Here is a 17,609-nt window from a genome sequence, read left to right on the forward strand (position 1 = left end):
AACCAGACACACATTTTGACCCTTAACCCATTAAACATCCCGACCGTTAAACACAACGTGGGCCACACCCACAGGGTGGACCCACGTAGAAAGCTCAAAGCTACTTACTTCTTATTGCGACGCTGGTGGCGAGTCTTACGCAACTGCTTACGGTGCTTCTTCTTCGACATACGCTTACGGCGCTTCTTAATGACGGAACCCATCGATGCTCCTTTCCGTCCCACATCGGCCTGACAAGAATCGTGGCACCGCGCGGGCACCATTCACCCTAGTTTACAGGAAGTTCATCGCGGTGCGACTCGACGCCTCAACGCTACCCCTGCGCACGAATCAGCGCCTGCGCACGAATCAGGCAGTACCCGTCTGGCGGTTCCCCTGAAAGTTCTGCGTCATGGCCTGGCCAAGATAGTGCTGCACAGCAGACTCCGGAACGCGGTAAGAGCGACCAAACTGAACCGCAGGCAACTCGCCAGAATGAACCAGACGATACACAGTCATCTTGGATACACGCATTACGTCCGCGACCTCTGCAACGGTCATGAAACGAGCATCAGAGAAGTTGCTGGGTTCAGTCATGAAGTGGACCTCTGCTTCCTAGTGAAGTGACAAAGCCGCGCCGCTGACCAAAAGAAACGAAAACGAAGCGTTCCACCAACATCAGGGCGACTCTACACAACAGTTTACGTTGCAGAAGTGCCAAGTGTGAATTCAGTTATCTGGTGTGTCGGATGAGAAAACCCTTAGAAAGCCTTCCAATCTGCGCCTGAACCCCGCGTAAACATGCGGGAATCCGCTACTTACGGCGCCCGAAGCGCTGGAAAAACGTCTGTGCCTTCTCCGTCACAGACTCGATCTGACGGCCCACATTCTGCACAATCCGGTGAGCCGCATCATCAGCAACGCTCTCGGCCTCACCCGCGGCCCTACTCTCAGCCTCAGCGACCTCAAGCTCAGCGCCTTCAGCGACCCCCGAGCGCTCGATACTCTCGGCCGACTCATCCGACCCTTCCGCCTCGCCGGATTCAGTGGCATCCGAGCCTGTCCCCGCCGCCGCACCATGAACGCTCGTCAGCCACTCCAGCGCACCCAGCAACGAATCCGGCACCAGAGAATACAAACGCCGTTGCCCGTCAGCCCGCGTCTGGACCACGCCCGCATCACGCAGCACCTTCAAATGCTTCGACACCGTCGGCTGACTCGCCTCAACCGAGGCCACCAAATCAGACACACTCAACTCATCCGCTTCAGACAACAACTCCACAAGCTGCCGTCGAGTCGGATCACTCACAACATGAAAAATATCCTGCACCACACACCCAGCATATTCCTGGGTAGGCATGGAAAAGGGAGGGCGACACGCGTGCCACCCTCCCAAAATTCAAATCACTGGGGTTATTTTCCCATCAAGTTACCCAAAAACACTGGGTTAATGGAACTGCAGGGTTAATCGAACCATGGATCCAACCCCAAGCCAGGGAACGCTTCCTTGCGAGTAGCCATGATCGCACGATCAACCGGGTCAGCCGGGTCATAGCCCATCTCCCAGCCACGCCACCACAACTCGGCCTCATCCCCCATCTTCTCCGGGGCATCAACCCCATATCGCTCCGAAATATAATCACGGAACTTCTGCGGCACCGGCGTCTGAACATCCAACGGCTTACCCGCTGCCACCGCAACCAAATGCGTCCACGCTCTCGGCACCGTCCGCGCAATGTCATAACCGCCACCACCCGTGGCAAGCCAACGGTTCTCCGTCAGCTCCTGCGCAAGGTAAGCAATCTCAATCGCTGTCTGCCGCTGGCCATCAATACTCAAACGCAGATTAGTCAACGGATCCAACTCATGCCCGTCACAACCATGCTGGGAAACAATCACCTCAGGCTCAAAAGCACGCGCAACAGCCGGAACAATCGCAGTGAACGCACGCAACCAGCCGTTATCCCGAATACCAGCCGGCAACGCGACATTCACCGCCGAATTCGGTGCATTCGGCCCACCCGTCTCGTTCGGGAACCCCGTCCCCGGAAACAGTGAACGCCCCGACTCATGCAAAGACACCGTCATCACACGCGGATCATCATAGAAAATACCCTGCACACCATCACCATGGTGAGCATCCACATCGATATACATCACCTTCTTCACACCCGAAGAAAGCAAACGCAAAATAGCGGCAGCCGCATCGTTATAGATACAGAAACCACTCGCACTGCCCGAATGCGCGTGATGCATACCGCCACCAAAATTCACCACCGGCACACCCGAATCACCCAAAACCAGGGCAGCCCCCATCAACGAAGCCCCATACAACCTCGCCGCCGCATCATGAATATCCGGGAAAATCGGGTTATCTTCCGTACCCAAACCAAAAGCCTCATCCGCGTGCCCCTCACCCGCACGCTTCACCGCCTCAACATATTCAGGCGTATGAATCTGAAAAAGCTCATCATCAGAAGCCGAATACGAAGACGAAAACCGGCCACCCACCTGCTCCATCACATCCAACTGCTCCAACAAATCAGCAGTCATCCGCATCCGTTCAGGGTTCATAGGGTGATTGTCAGAAAACCGGTACGCACTCATATGCCGGTCATAAACAACAGTCACCGAAGGGTTCGCTGAAGACATCACACTCATCACCTTAATTGTCATGGCCCAAGGTGGTTCAATGGAACCGGTAAGCACGCCTATTATGACGCGCGCGAGCGTACCGCACCCCCGCAGAAGGCCTCCATGACACCACGCTACATCCGCACCCCCCAAGACAGGCAACACAATGTCCTGTTACGCGGTATGCAACAAGCGCGGAACCACACCAACCGGCTCATCGCCAGCTCCCCCGCCCGGCTCACCATCCTCGTCTTCGCCGTCGGCATCGCCTTCTTCACGACCCTGCTATCGCTACCCATCGCATCCCGCACCGGCGAACCGACCCCACTCGCTGACGCGATGTTCACCGCCGTATCCGCGTTCTGCGTCACCGGCCTCACCACCGTCTCAACCGCCGGGCACTGGACCTTCTTCGGCCAGCTCATCATGATCATCGCCGTATTCGTAGGCGGCCTCGGCATCATGACACTCGCCTCAATGCTCTCGATGGCGGTATCCCGCAAACTCGGCGTCCGAGGCAAACTCATGGCGCAAACCGCGATGTCCCAAACCGCATCCTCAAAACTCGGCGAAGTCGGCTCCCTACTCCGCGTCGTCATCACAACAGCAGTCAGCATCCAGTTCGTGATCGCTCTCTGCCTCACCATCCGGTTCTGGGTCCGCGGCGAAGATTTCTCCCGCGGGCTATGGCACGGCATCTTCTACGCCGTATCCGCATTCAACAACGCCGGATTCACCGCCCACCTCGACGACCTCAACAGCTTCAGCCACGACCTGTGGATCCTCTTCCCCCTCATGATCGCCGTGTTCACCGGCGCACTCGGTTTCCCCGTCATGCTCGTGCTCGTACGCCACCACTTCCACGCGCGCAAATGGAACCTCCACACCAAACTCACCGTCACCACCGCGCTCATCCTCGTCGCAGCCGGCTGGATCGTGTGGGGCGGCATCGAATGGAACAACAAAGCCACCATCGGAGACCTACCGGTAGGCGAGAAAATAGTCCACGCCCTCTTCGCTTCCATCATGACCCGCTCAGGCGGCATGGCGTTGGTCAACCAAACCGACCTCCACCCCGCAACCATGGTCGTCACCGACGCCCTCATGTTCATCGGCGGCGGCTCCGCCTCCACCGCAGGCGGCATCAAACTCACCACATTCGCGATCCTCTTCCTCGCGATCCTCGCCGAAGCCCGCGGCACACAACACGTCCACGTCTACGGCCGCAGACTCCCCGAAGCCGCCCTGCGCATCGCGATCGCCGTCACCGCACTCGCCGCCACCGCCGTAACCCTCGGGATCACCCTCATCCTCTTCGCGAAACCCGACGCACCCCTGGAACACGTACTCCTCGAATCGATCTCCGCATTCGCTACCGTAGGACTATCAACCAACCTCTCCGCAGAACTCCCCGACTTCGGCAAATACGTCCTCTGCGGACTCATGTTCACCGGACGCCTCGGGACCGTAACCTTCGCAACCGCGCTCACCCTGCGGCAAAGCCGCCAGCTCTACCAGCTGCCAGAAGAAAGGCCAATCATTGGCTGACCAACAAACACCCAAGCACTCCCCCGTACTCGTGATCGGGCTCGGCCGGTTCGGCGCCGCCGTAGCCGAACAACTCGTGAGCATGGGCCGCGAAGTCCTCGCAGTAGAACGCAGCCCTGAACTCGTCCAAAACTTCGCCGACCGCGTGACCCACGCCGTCGCAGCTGATGCCACCAACATCGAAGCCCTCCGCCAACTCGGCGCCAGCGACTTCAGCTCCGCGGTAGTCGGCGTCGGAACCTCCATCGAATCGTCCGTACTCACCACCGTGAACCTCGTAGACCTCGGCGTGGAACACATCTGGGCCAAAGCCATCACCCCAGCCCACGGGAAAATCCTCTCCCGCATCGGCGCAACCAACGTCATCTACCCAGAAGCCGACGCCGGGGTACGCACCGCCCACCTCGTAGGCGGCCGCATGATCGACTTCATCGAATTCGAAGACGACTTCGCAATCGTGAAAATGCAGCCACCCAAAGAAACCCAAGGATTCACGCTCGCCCAATCACGCGTACGTGAAAAATACGGCGTCACCGTACTCGGGGTGAAATCCCCCGGCGAAGAATTCGCCTACGCCGCGCCCGACACCCTCATCACGCCCCGAGACATGCTCATCGTCTCCGGACACGTAGACCTCATCGAACGCTTCGCCGGGCGCCCCTAGCCAGCGCGCAGCTTCAGCCGGCCATGTCAGCGGCGCGGTCAGCGCACGCCTTCTGCCCTGCCACGACAGCCTCGCTGAAACCCTCGCGCCCCATCGTATTAATCGCGGCCTCCGTGGTGCCGCCTGGAGAAGTCACCGCCTGCCGCAACTGCGCGGGCTCACGCTCATCTTGGGCCAGCATCGCACCAGCACCAGCAACCGTAGCGGCAGCAAGCTCACGGGCAAACTCAGGATCCAGGCCCAGTTCCACCCCGCCCTGAGCCATAGCCTCAGCCAAGAAAAACGCGTACGCCGGGCCCGAACCCGAAACCGCCGTCAACGCATCAATGTGCGATTCCGGGATCTCAAACACCTGGCCCGCACCCTCGAAAATGCTAGAGACCAAACGTACGTGCTCATCCGTGGCGTTGGTTCCGCGCACCAAACCCACCACACCAGAACCATACTGAAGCGGTGTATTCGGCATAGTACGGATCACAGGCTGTCCCTTAGCCACGGCCGCCTCAAGCTGTTCCACACTCACCGCGGCAGCAATCGAAACCACCACTGCTTCCGGCTTGAGCTGCGGGGCAAGCTCCCCCAAAACATCAACCATCATGTGCGGCTTGACACCCATCAACACGACATCCGCGTCAGAAACCGCCTGCAGGTTAGCCCGCTCATCTTCGCGCTGGGACAACGCCTCAATGCCCTGATTCTTCCTCCACGCTTCAGCGCTCTCAACGCTGCGTGTGGTCACCACCACCGAATCCTTCGAAACACCAGCCTTCAGCGCGCCCTCAAGGATCGCGCCATTCATGTTCCCAGTTCCGATAAAAGCAATCCGCGTATCAGTCATGGGCCCAGTATGTCATTCGAGGCAGGGCGTTGCAGGTGGGTTCGCGTGAAGTCCAGACATTGGGCCAGGACCTGCTCAACACCATCGGGCTCTTTGCGCCAACGCCGCGTAGTGACCTCAACCGTGGCGGAGCCGCGCCAACCTGTTTCCCCCAGGTATTGCAGGGTCTCAGCGACCGGTTGGGTGCCCATCCCCGGCGGAAGGTGCTCATCCTTGCCGTTGTCGGTGCCATCGCACACGTGCAGGTGGGTCAACCGGGAACCTAACGCCTGGACTGCGGCCAGAGAATCCGCACCGGCAATTGCGGCGTGCGAGAAATCCCAGGTCACAAAGTCATAGTCCAACGGGACCGGATCATAATGTGGACGATACATTTTGCTGTTCTGCTGCCCCGCGGCACGCCACGGGTACATGTTCTCCACCGCAATCACTACGCCGTATTCCTCGTTGGAGCGGCGCACACCTTCGGCGAAACCCGTCGCATACTTACCCTGCCAACGGAACGGCGGATGCACAACAATTGTGCGAACCCCCAGCTCATGCGCCAACAGAACAGAGCGCTGAATTTTCTTCCACGCACCACCCCACACTTGTTGTGTGAACAGCAGCGTCGGCGCGTGAATCGCGGCGACCGGCACCTGATACCGCTGCATCAAGGCATACAGCTCGTCCCCGGTGCGGGTCGTGGAATTGCCGGTCACCAAAACCTCGATGCCGTCATAGCCAAGATCCCGCGCCAACTGGAACGCCCGCTCAGGCCCCTTCGGGAACGCGCACGTAGTGGAAAGATAAACAGGAACTCGTTCGGATGCAGATGACTTCGGGTCAACAGACATCGTAGCTCCTAGCGTGCCGGTGGGACCAGGTGAAGGTTCTCCTTGAGGGCATCAACATCACCCACACCAGCGTACTCGTCATCGATCACATCGTGATCCCGCAACAGGCGATCAAAGCGGTGCATCAAAAGGCCTTCGCGCAACGCCCACGGGCAAATCCGGACCTCCTTGACCTCCAGCTTCTCCATCACCATCTCAGCGGCGACAGCACCTGCCAACAGCTGCGGGGCGCGAATCGGAGACACACCATCCAGGTGTGCCCGCTCATCGAAGGACAACGAGACCAGCTTCTCAGCCCACTTGCGAACGTCCTTCAACGTCAAGGTGCGCACCAAGAAGGGGCCGTCCGCCTCCGATGCCGCGCCACTCATACGCGCCAACGTACGGAACGTCTTCGATGTTGCGACCACCAAATCAGGCTCGACCTGATCCGCGAACTGACGCAACGGCTCCTCGATGACCCCGGCGATATATTCGCGCAAACGCCCCACGAGCGCTTCTTTGGGTGGGTCGCCCGGCAGAAAGTCCTTAGTCAACCGAGCCGCACCCAACGGCATCGAAACCGCCAAATCAGGGAACTCGTTACGGCCGATCGCAACCTCAAACGAGCCGCCACCGATATCCAAAACCATCAGATCTCGCACACCCCAGCCGAACCAACGGCGGGCAGCGAAGAACGTCATCGCCGATTCTTCCTCCCCCGTCAGCTCCTGAAGCTTAACCCCAGACAACTGCTCAACCTGGCGAATAATGTCCGGGCCGTTCAACGCCTCACGCAGCGCGGAAGTACAAAACGCCAAAAGGTCTTCGGCCCTGTGGCGGCGGGCGAAATCCACGGCCTCATCCACGAAAGACAACAACGCCTGCCGGCCCTCATCCGTCACCGCTCCACGCGGATCAAGATAGCGCACCAACGAAAGCTGCTGCTTATAGGAGGCGAACGCCGTGGGGCGGGCACCCGGGAACGCATCCACGAGCAATAAGTGGACCGTGTTGGAGCCAATATCCAAAACACCTAAACGCACGGCGCAGCCTACTCGCTCTTCTTCTTAGCGGTCGAGGTTCGCTTGGTCGCGGTTGCCTTCGTTGCCGTGGTTATCTTTGCAGCCGTGCTCTTGCGTGCTGCCGGTTTCTTCGCCGCAGCGCCCTTCTTCGCTGCCGTCTTCTTCGTGGCAGTGCCGCCCTTCGCGGCGACCTTGGCGCGCTTCTCCATGAGCAAGTCAACCGCTTGCTCCTTGGTCAACTGCTCAACAGTGGTGCCACGAGGAATCGTCACGTTCGTCTTACCGTCCGTGATGTAATCACCGAAACGGCCTGACTTCACAACGATCTTCCCGCCCGAATTCGGGTCCTCACCGAATTCAGCCAACGGCGGCTTAGCGGCCCCGCGGCCACGCTGCTTAGGCTGAGCATAAATCTCACGGGCTTTCTCCTCAGTGACCGTGAAAATCTCTTCCTCGCTCTGCAGCGAACGGTAATCCGTGCCCTTCTTCAAGTACGGACCAAAGCGACCATTCGCTGCCACAATCTCCGAACCATCGGAATCCGTGCCCACATGCCGCGGAAGCGACATCAACTTCACGGCCTCCTCGAACGTGACCGTGGCAGGGCTCATGCCCTTAAACAAGCTCGCCGTCTTAGGTTTCTTCTTAGCCGGCTTCTTCTTAGGTTTCGGGTTCCCGTTCTTGTAATACTCGGTCGGGATCGAATCGTAATAAGCCTGAAGTTCTTCCTCCGTCATCTCCGGAATAACCTCAGTCACATACGGTCCATAACGGCCGTCCTTAGCCACAATCATGTGTCCAGTCTCCGGGTGGCGGCCCAGCTCGCGGTCCCCCTCAACCGCGGCATCCATGAGTTCCTGGGCCTTCTGCGGCGTCAACTCATCCGGAGCCAAATCCTCCGGAACGTTCGCACGCAACGGCTCCTTGCCCGGCTCAGCATCCTCAGGCAGAGACTTCTCAAGATACGGACCGAACTTACCCACACGCAACGTGATGTCATCGGTGATCTTGATCGAGTTGATCGCCCGTGCATCAATCTCTCCCAGGTGATCCACCACGCTCTTCAAACCGGCATCTGCGGTGTCACCGAAGTAGAACGAAGACAACCAGTCCTCATTCTTCAACTGACCGGCGGCAATCTTATCCAGATCGTCCTCAAGACGAGCCGTGAAATCGTAATCCACGTACTGGCAGAAATGCTCCTCCAGCAAACGGATCACCGAAAACGCAGTCCACGAAGGAACCAAAGCCCCGCCACGTTTAGTGACGTAACCGCGATCCATGATCGTGGAAATCGTTGGCGCATACGTCGACGGACGGCCAATCTCACGCTTCTCAAGCTCAGCCACAATCGAGGCTTCCGTGTACCGGGCCGGAGGCGTGGTCTTATGCCCCGCCGCCTCGACGTCCTGGCTCGTCAACGAATCCCCTTCAGCCAGCTTCGGCAACCGGACCTGCTGGCCCTTCTCCTTCGCCTCCTCGCTCTTACCTTCCTCATAAGCAGCAAGGAAACCCTGGAACGTAATCACCGTGCCCGATGCCGAGAACTCAGCCACCCGGCCATCCGCGGCCTTACCTTGAACCTTGACCGTGGCCGTCGAACCCTTCGCATCAGCCATCTGCGAGGCAACCGTGCGCTTCCAGATCAGCTCATACAAACGGAACTCATCCGGGCTCAAAACCCCCTTGACCTGAGCCGGGGTACGGAACGAATCACCTGCCGGACGGATCGCCTCGTGAGCCTCCTGCGCCGCCGCATTCTTCGACGAATACACGCGCGGCTTCGGCGCAACATGATCCGCTCCGTACAGCTCCGTGATCTGCCGGCGAGCAGCGCTAACCGCCTCAGACGAAAGGCTCACCGAATCCGTACGCATATACGTGATGAAACCGTTCTCATATAGACGCTGAGCAACCTGCATCGTCACCCTGGACGAGAAACGCAACCTACGCGAAGCATCCTGCTGCAGAGTCGAGGTCGTAAACGGCGCAAAAGGACGACGCGTGTACGGCTTCTCCTCAACCGAGACCACCGAACACGTCGCCCCAGCCAACCCCTCAGCCAAAGACGACGCATCGGCTTCCTTCAAAACCAGCACATCGGCCTTCGCCGCCGCCGGACGCAACTGGCCCTCATCGTTGAAGTCACGGCCCGAAGCCACGCGGCGGCCATCAACCTGCGTCAAGCGTGCACGGAACGCCTCACCCGTACCAGCAACGAACTCACCGGAAACATCCCAATACTCGGCCGGAACGAACGCCATCCGTTCACGCTCACGCTCAACCACCAAACGCGTAGCAACAGACTGCACACGGCCCGCCGAAAGGCCCGGCCCCACCTTGCGCCACAGAACCGGCGAAATCTCATAACCGTAGAGACGGTCCAAAATACGGCGGGTCTCTTGCGCATCCACCAGATCCATATCCAGATCCCGCAGATTCTCAAGAGCACGCTGAACCGACTCTTTAGTGATCTCTGTGAACGTCATCCGGTACACCGGCACCTTAGGCTTCAAAACCTCCAAAAGGTGCCAAGAAATCGCTTCACCCTCACGGTCAGCATCCGTCGCCAGATACAAAGCATCAGCATCTTTCAGCTCACGCTTCAGATCCGTGACCCGCTTCTTCTTATCCGGGTACACCACGTAATACGGCTCAAAACCATGATCAACGTCCACAGCGAACTTACCCACGGAGGTCTTCTTCAACTCCGCAGGCAACTCTTTAGGTTGCGGCAAATCACGAATATGCCCCACAGACGCATCCACGACGAAGCCATCGCCCAAATACTTAGCGATGGACTTACTCTTCGCCGGGGACTCAACGATCACGAGTTTTTTACCGGTTTTATTCTTAGTGGCGGGCACTGCTCTCCTTGAAACCCGACATGTTCAACACACCGAACGGTGCGCTACTCAACAGTTCCTAACCCTAGCGTGCCAAACCGATCTCGCGCTTGTCACCACACATTCACGTGTCACCACGAGTTAATCTGTAGCGCTGAATCTAGGGTTGCGGCCCTGGGTTTACGGTTGCCGCGTTAGAACCCGTCTTCACCGGGGAACGGCTGCGTGCGGTCCGGCAAGCCTGACAGTAAATAGTATGTACGCCGGCGCGGAACGGCCGGGTCATCAGCTTCACGCGAACGAGCCGTGAACTCCTTCTCTAATTCGTTGATGCGCCGCAAAAACTCTTTCTCGTTCTCCTCATCTAGGAACAGCGACCCGAAATACATGTACGCCGATGCCGGGATCTCTGAATCATGGCGGCGGTTCTTCTCCCGGAACTCGATTTCCGCGACCAGTTTCTCCCGGTAGGTATCCAAACGGGTTTGCGCATAATTAGTCAGCTGCGAGTACTGCCCACCGCGGGAGGCCGTCACCACAGAATCCCCCATAGCCCGCCAATGCCGTTCACGGCCATCACTGTTGGCCCCTTTAGGTGGTGAAACCCGCTCCACCAGACCGAAACGCTCCAACTCACGCAAGTGATAACTCATCGCCGACGGGGTGAGACCCGTCAACTCCGCAAGCTCAGTAGCCGTACGCGTAGCCCGCGAACCTATCAGCTCATCGATCACCAAAACCCGCGCCCGATGCGTCAACGCCTTAATCGCTTTCGGGTCCGTCACCACAATCTGGCGGCCACCACCAGCCTTGAGCCCTGCAGCAGGAGTCTCTGCAGCAGGGGCCTCTGTGGCAGGGGTTTCTGTGGCAGGAGTTTCCTCCCCGGTAGGCTCCGGCGCATCGGTGTTTGCTGCATTGGTGTTTGCCGCATTGGTGTGTGTCGCGGCGGTGGTTTCAGCGGGGCTCGCTGATGTCGGCTCAGGAGCTTCAGGAGTAGGTAGCACGGATATCCCCCTGGCAACAGTGAGAAAGCCAGGAAGTACCCAGCACAAACACAATATGCAGAAAGAACTACAAATTAAATAATTATCTCACATTGTGGGATGGGTCACAGAAATAGCTCCAGACTCCGCTCATTCGATCACCAAGAGCCCTTGCCGCACCAACGTGGCCGCAAAATCAACCAAGTCCCGAACCTGCCGTTGCGTGCCGTGCTGGCCGGCTGCCGCATCGGCATCGGCATCGGCATCGAGAGCATCGTCCGTCATGAGTTCAACGACAGCGGCGGCTAATGCACCCACCGGAACATCACCATCGCAGGCTGAAACCAAACCAGCCTGTTCCGTCGTCAACGCATGCGTACGCCGCAGCCCCGAGCCCTGCCGCAACACGATCATCTGCGGATGCGGATCCAAAGGCCGCCCATACGTCTCAGTCGTCACATCCTCGGCAACGACAGCGCGCGCTGAGGCCACATCGAGCCCCACCAACGCATCGGCCGCATCAATCTCACGCTTCAACCACGGCCCCAAAGGGGAATCCACCTCACGCAAAACCTCCTCAAACACGCGCCCCACACCATGCGCACGCCCCACCTCCGGGCGCCTCAACCACACATAACCGAACCCCACGCCCTCAACATCACGCGAGGCGAAATCCTCAAGATACTCACCGAAACGACGCTGCGCTGCCACCGGATCCCGGTCCTCAGAGGCATCCCGCAACCACATCTGCGCATAGTCGGCAGGCGACTCAACATCACGCTGAATCACCCACGCCTCAAGCCCCTGAGGAGTCCACTCATCCAAACGCTGAGCCCAATGAGCACCGGAAGGGATCTCCCAGTTCGCCAGCATCTGAGCCGTACCGCCCGGCGCTAGAACATCACCCAAGCCGCGCCACAAAGTCTCAACCAGCTGATCCCCCGGCAAGCCCCCATCCCGGTACGTGAAACGGTCCTCCTCCGATTCCCCCACCGTACGCGGAGTAATCACAAACGGCGGATTCGACACCACCACATCAAACTGCCGCCCAGCCACAGGCTCCAACAACGAACCCTGCAGCAAAGTGAGGCGCGCATCCATATCAGCGGGATCGATAGCCAACTGCTCATAGTTCAGCAACGCATTGAAACGCGTGAACGCCAACGCACGCTCCGAAAGGTCAGTCGCCGTGACGTGCCCGGCATGCCGCAACAAATGAAACGTCTGAATACCGCACCCAACACCCACGTCCAACGCCGTATCAACGTCACGGCGAACCGTATTCGCCGCCAACGTCAACGACGCCTGACCAATCCCCAACACATGGTCCTTACGCAAAACACCCTCACGATGATGCGCCCCAACATCCGAAGCCACCCACAGCTCAAGCCCATCATCAGCCGCATGCGGGCGAAGATCTACAGCTGCCCGCACTCCGCCACCCGGGGCCGGCTCCACCAAGCCCAGCCGCATCAAACCCTCAACGCCAACACCCGGCATCGCTGCGCTCAGCTCAGCCGACTCAACCACACCACCCAACACGAAAACCCACACCAACGCCGCCAACCCGGCATCCGTTCCGGCGGTCGGCGCGCCGGCGGCCCGGGCCTGCTCGACAGCCCAGCGGGCAGCCGCCGGCTGCTCACGAACCAGCGCATCCATCGCGTCCTCGCCCACCAACGCAACCACCGCATCGAACGTGAAGCGTGCCGCCACCAAATCAGCGCGCAAAACATCAACATCAGAAACGGAAGAAAACACTGGGAGATCCGGAGAAACCATGACAACAGTCTAGGTAAAAGCTGTGAATTATTGCCGTTCACGGGACATACATTTCAGCGCACTCCTCGTTACCTACCAGTAGGTTGTAGGCTCAACACATGAACGGTATTGCAAGCGATGAGCTCATCGGCACCTGGGTCAACGGCTGGGCCGAAGCCCGAGGCTTCGACACCTACCACGAAGGACCAGTCCACGCCTACCGCCGAACAGGTCAAGACGAAGCCCACTGGGAATACGTAGTCCACGAACCCGACAACGAACTGCTGAAAAAGCTCGCACACATGATGCGCGAACACAGCGGTCAACGCCTCACCGTCTTCACCGAAGACCCAGACAGCATGCCCGAGAAAGTCCACGAAGTCGGGCTCAAAGTCGTAGCCAACCGCGAAGTCATGATGACCAGCCCCATGGCCGCGCAAGACGTCGAACCGCCCATCACCGAAGACAGCCTCGTCTGGCATGAAAAACGCGACGGCGCCCACACCTGGGTCTCCCTCCACCGCCGCGAAGACGGAGCCGTTCTCGCCTCCGGACACATGGCGGCCATCGGCGACTACGCAGTCTTCGACCGCATCGTCACCGCACCAGACCAGCGCCGCAAGGGCTACGGAACACTCGTGACCCGCTACCTCGCATCCGTCGCAACCGAAACCGAAGCCGAATACGGCCTCCTCGTCGCCTCAACCGACGGCTACGAGCTCTACCACCACCTCGGCTGGACCCTACTCGGCGCGATGCTCGCAGTAGAAACCCCAGAAGAAGCAGACGACGCCGCACGCACCGACCACACCAACTAACACGCGTGAGCTGACCCGTTGAGCTGCGGCAATACGTTTCGGCGCCGCCCCTCCCGCACCTTGGGAGGGGCGGCGCCACGGCTTTAAGCCCACATCCGTGAAACAAGACGGTTGTTGCGCGGCTGTGGATTGGCTGGCTGTGGGTTGGCTGGCTGTGAGGCGGGTGGGGCTCTGTGACGGCGTGGCTGTGGGAAGATGCAGGGGATATGAAAGATTTCCGGACACTGGTTCCCCTGCTGGGCCGCGGCGATGAACCCGAGACGCTACGGCACGTCCGAGTCATGCCCTCCCGCGAAGCCGAATATGCGCCGTGGCCCGAATGGCTGCACCCGGATGCCCGCCATGCCTGGGGTGAGGCCGGAATCCATCAGCCCTACCGGCACCAAGTCGAAGCCGCCAACCTCATCCACACCGGCCACGACACCATCATCGCCACCGGAACCGCCTCAGGTAAATCACTGGCCTACCTCATGCCGGTGCTCGATGCGCTGACCCGCGGAGTACGCATCAACACGACGCATCACGATGCGGGAGCCAGAGCGCCCCACAACGCTGCCGCCTCACCGGCGGCCAGCGTCCTTTCGGGTGGTCGCGGCGAAGCGACCGCCCTCTATATCGCACCAACCAAAGCGTTGGCCGGCGACCAACTCACCAGCATCGAGGAACTCGGCGTACCCGGTGTCAGGGCCGCAACATACGAGGGCGACACCCCGCCCGAAGAACGACGCTGGGTACGGGACCACGCCAACTTTCTTCTCACCAACCCAGACATGCTCCACTACGGGATCCTGCCCAACCACACACGGTGGGCACCGTTCCTACGGAAGCTCACGCACATCGTGGTGGACGAGGCGCATTCTTATCGCGGGGTTTTCGGTTCCCACGTTGCCGTTCTATTGCGGCGCTTGCTCCGGATCGCCGAACATTACGGCGCGGACGTGCGGGTGGTCGGGGCGAGCGCGACGAGCGCTGAACCCGCCGCGACATTCACGCGCTTGACGGGGCGGGAAGCGTGCGCGGTAACGCAGGACACCTCGGAGGCTGGGGAGACGACCGTGGTGCTGTGGGAGCCGCCGTTGACCGATCAACGTGGTGAGAACGGCGTGTTCTTGCGTCGCTCCCTCGTCGCTGAAACCGCTGACTTGCTGGCGAACCTCGTCTCTGGGCATGTACGGACTCTGGCGTTTATCCGCTCCCGGAGGGGTGCCGAGGCGATTTCCGCTTCGACTCGCCGGCTTCTAGAAGAGGTCGATGATTCCCTGCCGGGTCGCATCGCGGCTTATAGGTCAGGGTATTTGCCGCAGGAACGCCGCGCTTTGGAAGACGCGTTACGCTCGGGTGAGCTACTCGGGGTCGCATCGACGTCCGCGCTTGAATTGGGTATCGACATCGCGGGTCTGGATGCGGTGCTGGTGGCGGGCTGGCCGGGTACGCGCGCCTCGTTCTTCCAACAGATTGGGCGTGCCGGCCGCGGCGGGCAGGAGTCTTTGGCCACGTTCATTGCAGGCGACGACCCGCTCGATGCGTTTTTGGTTCATCACCCGGAAACGTTGCTGGATTCCGGGGTTGAGGCGAGTGTTTTCGACCCCGCCAACCCTTATGTTCTGCAGCCACATTTGGCCGCGGCTGCCGCTGAGCTTCCCTTGACAGTCAACGATATGAGCTTGTTTGGGGATACCGCGCGGGAACTGGTTGAGGATCTGGAGGAACGCGGTATTTTGCGTCGCCGCCCATCGGGGTGGTTTTGGGTTCACGCTGAGTCTGCTCACGAGTTCGTGGACCTGCGTTCGGTGGGTGGCGGCCCGATGCAGGTCATCGACTCCCAGACGGGTGCCGTGATCGCGACGATGGACTCTTCACAGGCGCACTATCAGGCTCATGAGGGTGCCGTGTATTTGCATCAGGGCAAGCGCTATGTGGTTGATGTTTTAGATGAGGAGAACCACGTGGTCCTCGCTACCGCGGCTGAGCCTGATTTCTATACTCAAGCCCGCGATGTCACGAGCGTGAAAGTCCTGGATGTGACGCATGAGGAGAAATGGGGCGAGATAGGCGTCTACTACGGGGACCTACTGGTGACAACGCAGGTGGTTTCTTTCCAACGTAAAGCGTTGATTTCTAACGAGATTTTGAGTGAGGAGCCACTTGAGCTTGAGCCGCGTGAGCTGTTCACCAAAGGCGTGTGGTTCACGATCCCTGAGCCGCGCTTACATTCGGCTGGAGTTCAGGCTGGCGCTATCCCTGGTTCGTTGCATGCCGCGGAGCATGCCGCGATTGGTCTGTTGCCGTTGTTGGTCACGAGTGACCGTTGGGACATTGGCGGGGTCTCTACCGCGATGCACATTGATACTGAGTCGCCCACCATTTTCGTCTACGACGGCCACGCGGGTGGTGCGGGTTTCACCGAGCGTGCTCACGCGATGGCCCCGTTCTGGCTGGAGGCTACACGGGATGCGATCCGCACATGCGAGTGCTCTTCAGGCTGCCCTTCCTGTGTTCAGTCCCCTAAGTGCGGTAACAAGAACAACCCTCTAGATAAAGCCGGTGCGATCGCTCTGCTGAGCGAAATCCTGCGTTTCGTACCCGCTCACCGTAAACGCCGCTGAGCGCTATTTGCTCCCCCTCCGTATTCTTCCGTGTTTCATTCCGCTTCCTCGATTGTTGGTGGTCCGGCGTAAGACTCAGCTTGCATCGCGGGTAAGGGCCATCCTTTGAACCATCCGCTCCTGTGAGCTTTCGTGACGATACGAACCGTGGCCCCTTCGCCAACCAACAATGTGCATGTGGTGAGTTCGGACTCGTGCTTGGCAGCTATCGTTGCGGCGAGCGCGCACGGGTTTCCTGCTGAGATGACTCCGCGGTGTGCGTCCGCGGCGGCGAGCGCGGCGAGGTCTGCCGCGGTTTTAGCTCGCGCTTGGTCCGCTGCGGAAACAGCCCACATCGCAACGCTGAGCGCTGCCAGCAGGCCGAAGACCAAGAGGCCGATCACCAGCGCCGTAGCGGCACCGGTTTCCTGCGTCCAATCCTCACGTGGGATCTTCTTGCGGGAGCTATCTTCACGTGGCTGTTGTTCACCGGTTCTCAGCGGTTTATTTGAGCGCATCGCTGACTACCTCTTCAACGCGTGCGGTCGCGGTGGCTTGCACGGGGATTCCAGGGCCGAGGAATTTCCATAGTTTGACGGTGTTCTTCACCTCAACGGTGACCCATTCGTTGCTGCGTTGGACTCGGTGGGTCGCACCAGCCCCCGCGACTCGCGCAACATCGACGTGCGCTCCCCTGGCTTCTTCCCTGGCCGCGATTCCGGCCGCGTGTTGGGCACGCACCTGCGCAGTCCCCACCGTCGCGACGGCCCCTACAAAGGCCAGCAACAGTACGAGGGCAGGCAGGAGGACAGCGAACTCAGCTGTGACAGACCCTCGCGCCGCGCGACCGTGCCCGGAGCAGCTCTGCATGGAGTAACCCTGCGGCGGGTAACCCTGCGGCGCGTAACCCCGTGCAGGATGGTTCCGCGTTTGCCGCATCGGGGCTGGCACTCCGAGCGGTTCCAGCGGCTGCTCTACCACCACGCTGCGTGGGTGAGCGTGTGTCCCGCTCGGGTGGGCCTCTGTCCTGCTCGGGTGGGTCCCTATGCCGCGTGGGTGGATCTGCACGCCACGCTTGCGGGTCTGGTCGGATGACGAGTTCATTGTGTCCTC

16 protein-coding genes are annotated in these 17,609 nt (G+C 59.8%); 4 read left to right on the plus strand and 12 right to left on the minus strand.

Going from position 1 to position 17,609, the window contains the following annotated elements:
* Positions 1-104: 104 nt before the first annotated feature.
* The 4 genes from HMPREF3160_RS09610 to HMPREF3160_RS04165 form a co-directional block, all read right to left on the minus strand.
* Positions 105-203, minus strand: a complete 99-nt coding sequence (locus HMPREF3160_RS09610) for a 30S ribosomal protein bS22 (protein WP_009882927.1) — start codon at positions 201-203, stop codon at positions 105-107.
* 145 nt (positions 204-348) lie between these two features.
* On the minus strand, positions 349-576 hold the full coding sequence (locus tag HMPREF3160_RS04155; protein ID WP_070492015.1) for a helix-turn-helix domain-containing protein: 228 nt from the start codon (positions 574-576) through the stop codon (positions 349-351).
* Positions 577-793: 217 nt separating this feature from the next.
* Positions 794-1,339, minus strand: coding sequence for an ArsR/SmtB family transcription factor (locus tag HMPREF3160_RS10065; RefSeq protein ID WP_083285410.1), 546 nt, complete (start codon positions 1,337-1,339; stop codon positions 794-796).
* Between the two features lie 104 nt (positions 1,340-1,443).
* The gene (locus tag HMPREF3160_RS04165) at positions 1,444-2,631 is read right to left on the minus strand and encodes an acetoin utilization protein AcuC (RefSeq protein ID WP_370977438.1); all 1,188 of its coding nucleotides are present in this window, start codon (positions 2,629-2,631) and stop codon (positions 1,444-1,446) included.
* Positions 2,632-2,736: 105 nt separating this feature from the next.
* Between HMPREF3160_RS04165 and HMPREF3160_RS04170 the strand changes: the two genes are divergently transcribed.
* Together HMPREF3160_RS04170 and HMPREF3160_RS04175 are read left to right on the plus strand one after the other, a co-directional pair.
* A complete protein-coding gene (locus HMPREF3160_RS04170) occupies positions 2,737-4,161 on the plus strand; it encodes a TrkH family potassium uptake protein (protein WP_070507225.1) in 1,425 nt (474 codons plus the stop codon).
* Positions 4,154-4,825: a potassium channel family protein gene (locus tag HMPREF3160_RS04175; protein ID WP_070507227.1), complete on the plus strand. Its 672-nt coding sequence runs from the start codon at positions 4,154-4,156 to the stop codon at positions 4,823-4,825. The genes HMPREF3160_RS04170 and HMPREF3160_RS04175 overlap by 8 nt, the downstream gene beginning before the upstream one ends.
* 13 nt (positions 4,826-4,838) lie before the next feature.
* Here the strand turns inward: HMPREF3160_RS04175 and proC are convergent, their stop codons facing one another.
* The 6 genes from proC to HMPREF3160_RS04205 all read right to left on the minus strand — a co-directional run bounded on the left by proC (position 4,839) and on the right by HMPREF3160_RS04205 (position 13,114).
* Entirely contained in the window at positions 4,839-5,663 is an 825-nt protein-coding gene (gene proC, locus HMPREF3160_RS04180) for a pyrroline-5-carboxylate reductase (RefSeq protein ID WP_070507228.1), read from the minus strand.
* Positions 5,660-6,499, minus strand: coding sequence for a sugar phosphate isomerase/epimerase family protein (locus HMPREF3160_RS04185; RefSeq protein WP_035757839.1), 840 nt, complete (start codon positions 6,497-6,499; stop codon positions 5,660-5,662). Before HMPREF3160_RS04185 ends, proC begins: the two co-directional genes overlap by 4 nt.
* Positions 6,500-6,507: 8 nt before the next feature.
* Complete coding sequence (locus tag HMPREF3160_RS04190) at positions 6,508-7,524, minus strand: Ppx/GppA phosphatase family protein (RefSeq protein WP_035757837.1); 1,017 nt, start codon at positions 7,522-7,524, stop codon at positions 6,508-6,510.
* An 8-nt stretch (positions 7,525-7,532) separates the two neighbouring features.
* A complete protein-coding gene (gene topA, locus HMPREF3160_RS04195; RefSeq protein ID WP_070507230.1) occupies positions 7,533-10,370 on the minus strand; it encodes a type I DNA topoisomerase in 2,838 nt (945 codons plus the stop codon).
* Between the two features lie 173 nt (positions 10,371-10,543).
* Positions 10,544-11,353: a winged helix-turn-helix domain-containing protein gene (locus HMPREF3160_RS04200; RefSeq protein ID WP_256173951.1), complete on the minus strand. Its 810-nt coding sequence runs from the start codon at positions 11,351-11,353 to the stop codon at positions 10,544-10,546.
* A gap of 129 nt (positions 11,354-11,482) precedes the next feature.
* Complete coding sequence (locus HMPREF3160_RS04205; protein ID WP_070507231.1) at positions 11,483-13,114, minus strand: DUF7059 domain-containing protein; 1,632 nt, start codon at positions 13,112-13,114, stop codon at positions 11,483-11,485.
* A gap of 98 nt (positions 13,115-13,212) precedes the next feature.
* On the opposite strand from HMPREF3160_RS04205, the gene HMPREF3160_RS04210 reads away from it, so the two are divergent.
* Entirely contained in the window at positions 13,213-13,911 is a 699-nt protein-coding gene (locus HMPREF3160_RS04210) for a GNAT family N-acetyltransferase (protein WP_052048754.1), read from the plus strand.
* Between the two features lie 206 nt (positions 13,912-14,117).
* Positions 14,118-16,517, plus strand: coding sequence for a DEAD/DEAH box helicase (locus HMPREF3160_RS04215; protein ID WP_070507378.1), 2,400 nt, complete (start codon positions 14,118-14,120; stop codon positions 16,515-16,517).
* Between the two features lie 35 nt (positions 16,518-16,552).
* Here the strand turns inward: HMPREF3160_RS04215 and HMPREF3160_RS04220 are convergent, their stop codons facing one another.
* Positions 16,553-17,014, minus strand: a complete 462-nt coding sequence (locus HMPREF3160_RS04220) for an Rv3654c family TadE-like protein (RefSeq protein WP_083285412.1) — start codon at positions 17,012-17,014, stop codon at positions 16,553-16,555.
* On the minus strand, positions 17,001-17,600 hold the full coding sequence (locus HMPREF3160_RS09615) for a TadE family type IV pilus minor pilin (protein WP_083285413.1): 600 nt from the start codon (positions 17,598-17,600) through the stop codon (positions 17,001-17,003). Before HMPREF3160_RS09615 ends, HMPREF3160_RS04220 begins: the two co-directional genes overlap by 14 nt.
* Between the last annotated feature and the right edge of the window lie 9 nt (positions 17,601-17,609).

This window comes from Arthrobacter sp. HMSC06H05 (genome assembly GCF_001807395.1).
In the GTDB taxonomy this organism is placed as follows: domain Bacteria; phylum Actinomycetota; class Actinomycetes; order Actinomycetales; family Micrococcaceae; genus Pseudoglutamicibacter; species Pseudoglutamicibacter albus.

What these genes read in the sequence shown, in the direction of transcription:
- HMPREF3160_RS04170 (WP_070507225.1), top strand. Translation starts at nt 2,737, where the DNA reads ATGACACCACGCTACATCCGCACCCCCCAAGACAGGCAACACAATGTC.
- HMPREF3160_RS04185 (WP_035757839.1), bottom strand. Translation starts at nt 6,499, where the DNA reads ATGTCTGTTGACCCGAAGTCATCTGCATCCGAACGAGTTCCTGTTTAT.
- HMPREF3160_RS04205 (WP_070507231.1), bottom strand. Translation starts at nt 13,114, where the DNA reads ATGGTTTCTCCGGATCTCCCAGTGTTTTCTTCCGTTTCTGATGTTGAT.
- HMPREF3160_RS09615 (WP_083285413.1), bottom strand. Translation starts at nt 17,600, where the DNA reads ATGAACTCGTCATCCGACCAGACCCGCAAGCGTGGCGTGCAGATCCAC.
- HMPREF3160_RS04210 (WP_052048754.1), top strand. Translation starts at nt 13,213, where the DNA reads ATGAACGGTATTGCAAGCGATGAGCTCATCGGCACCTGGGTCAACGGC.
- HMPREF3160_RS10065 (WP_083285410.1), bottom strand. Translation starts at nt 1,339, where the DNA reads ATGCCTACCCAGGAATATGCTGGGTGTGTGGTGCAGGATATTTTTCAT.
- HMPREF3160_RS04220 (WP_083285412.1), bottom strand. Translation starts at nt 17,014, where the DNA reads ATGCGCTCAAATAAACCGCTGAGAACCGGTGAACAACAGCCACGTGAA.
- HMPREF3160_RS04165 (WP_370977438.1), bottom strand. Translation starts at nt 2,631, where the DNA reads ATGTCTTCAGCGAACCCTTCGGTGACTGTTGTTTATGACCGGCATATG.
- HMPREF3160_RS09610 (WP_009882927.1), bottom strand. Translation starts at nt 203, where the DNA reads ATGGGTTCCGTCATTAAGAAGCGCCGTAAGCGTATGTCGAAGAAGAAG.
- proC (WP_070507228.1), bottom strand. Translation starts at nt 5,663, where the DNA reads ATGACTGATACGCGGATTGCTTTTATCGGAACTGGGAACATGAATGGC.
- HMPREF3160_RS04155 (WP_070492015.1), bottom strand. Translation starts at nt 576, where the DNA reads ATGACTGAACCCAGCAACTTCTCTGATGCTCGTTTCATGACCGTTGCA.
- HMPREF3160_RS04215 (WP_070507378.1), top strand. Translation starts at nt 14,118, where the DNA reads ATGAAAGATTTCCGGACACTGGTTCCCCTGCTGGGCCGCGGCGATGAA.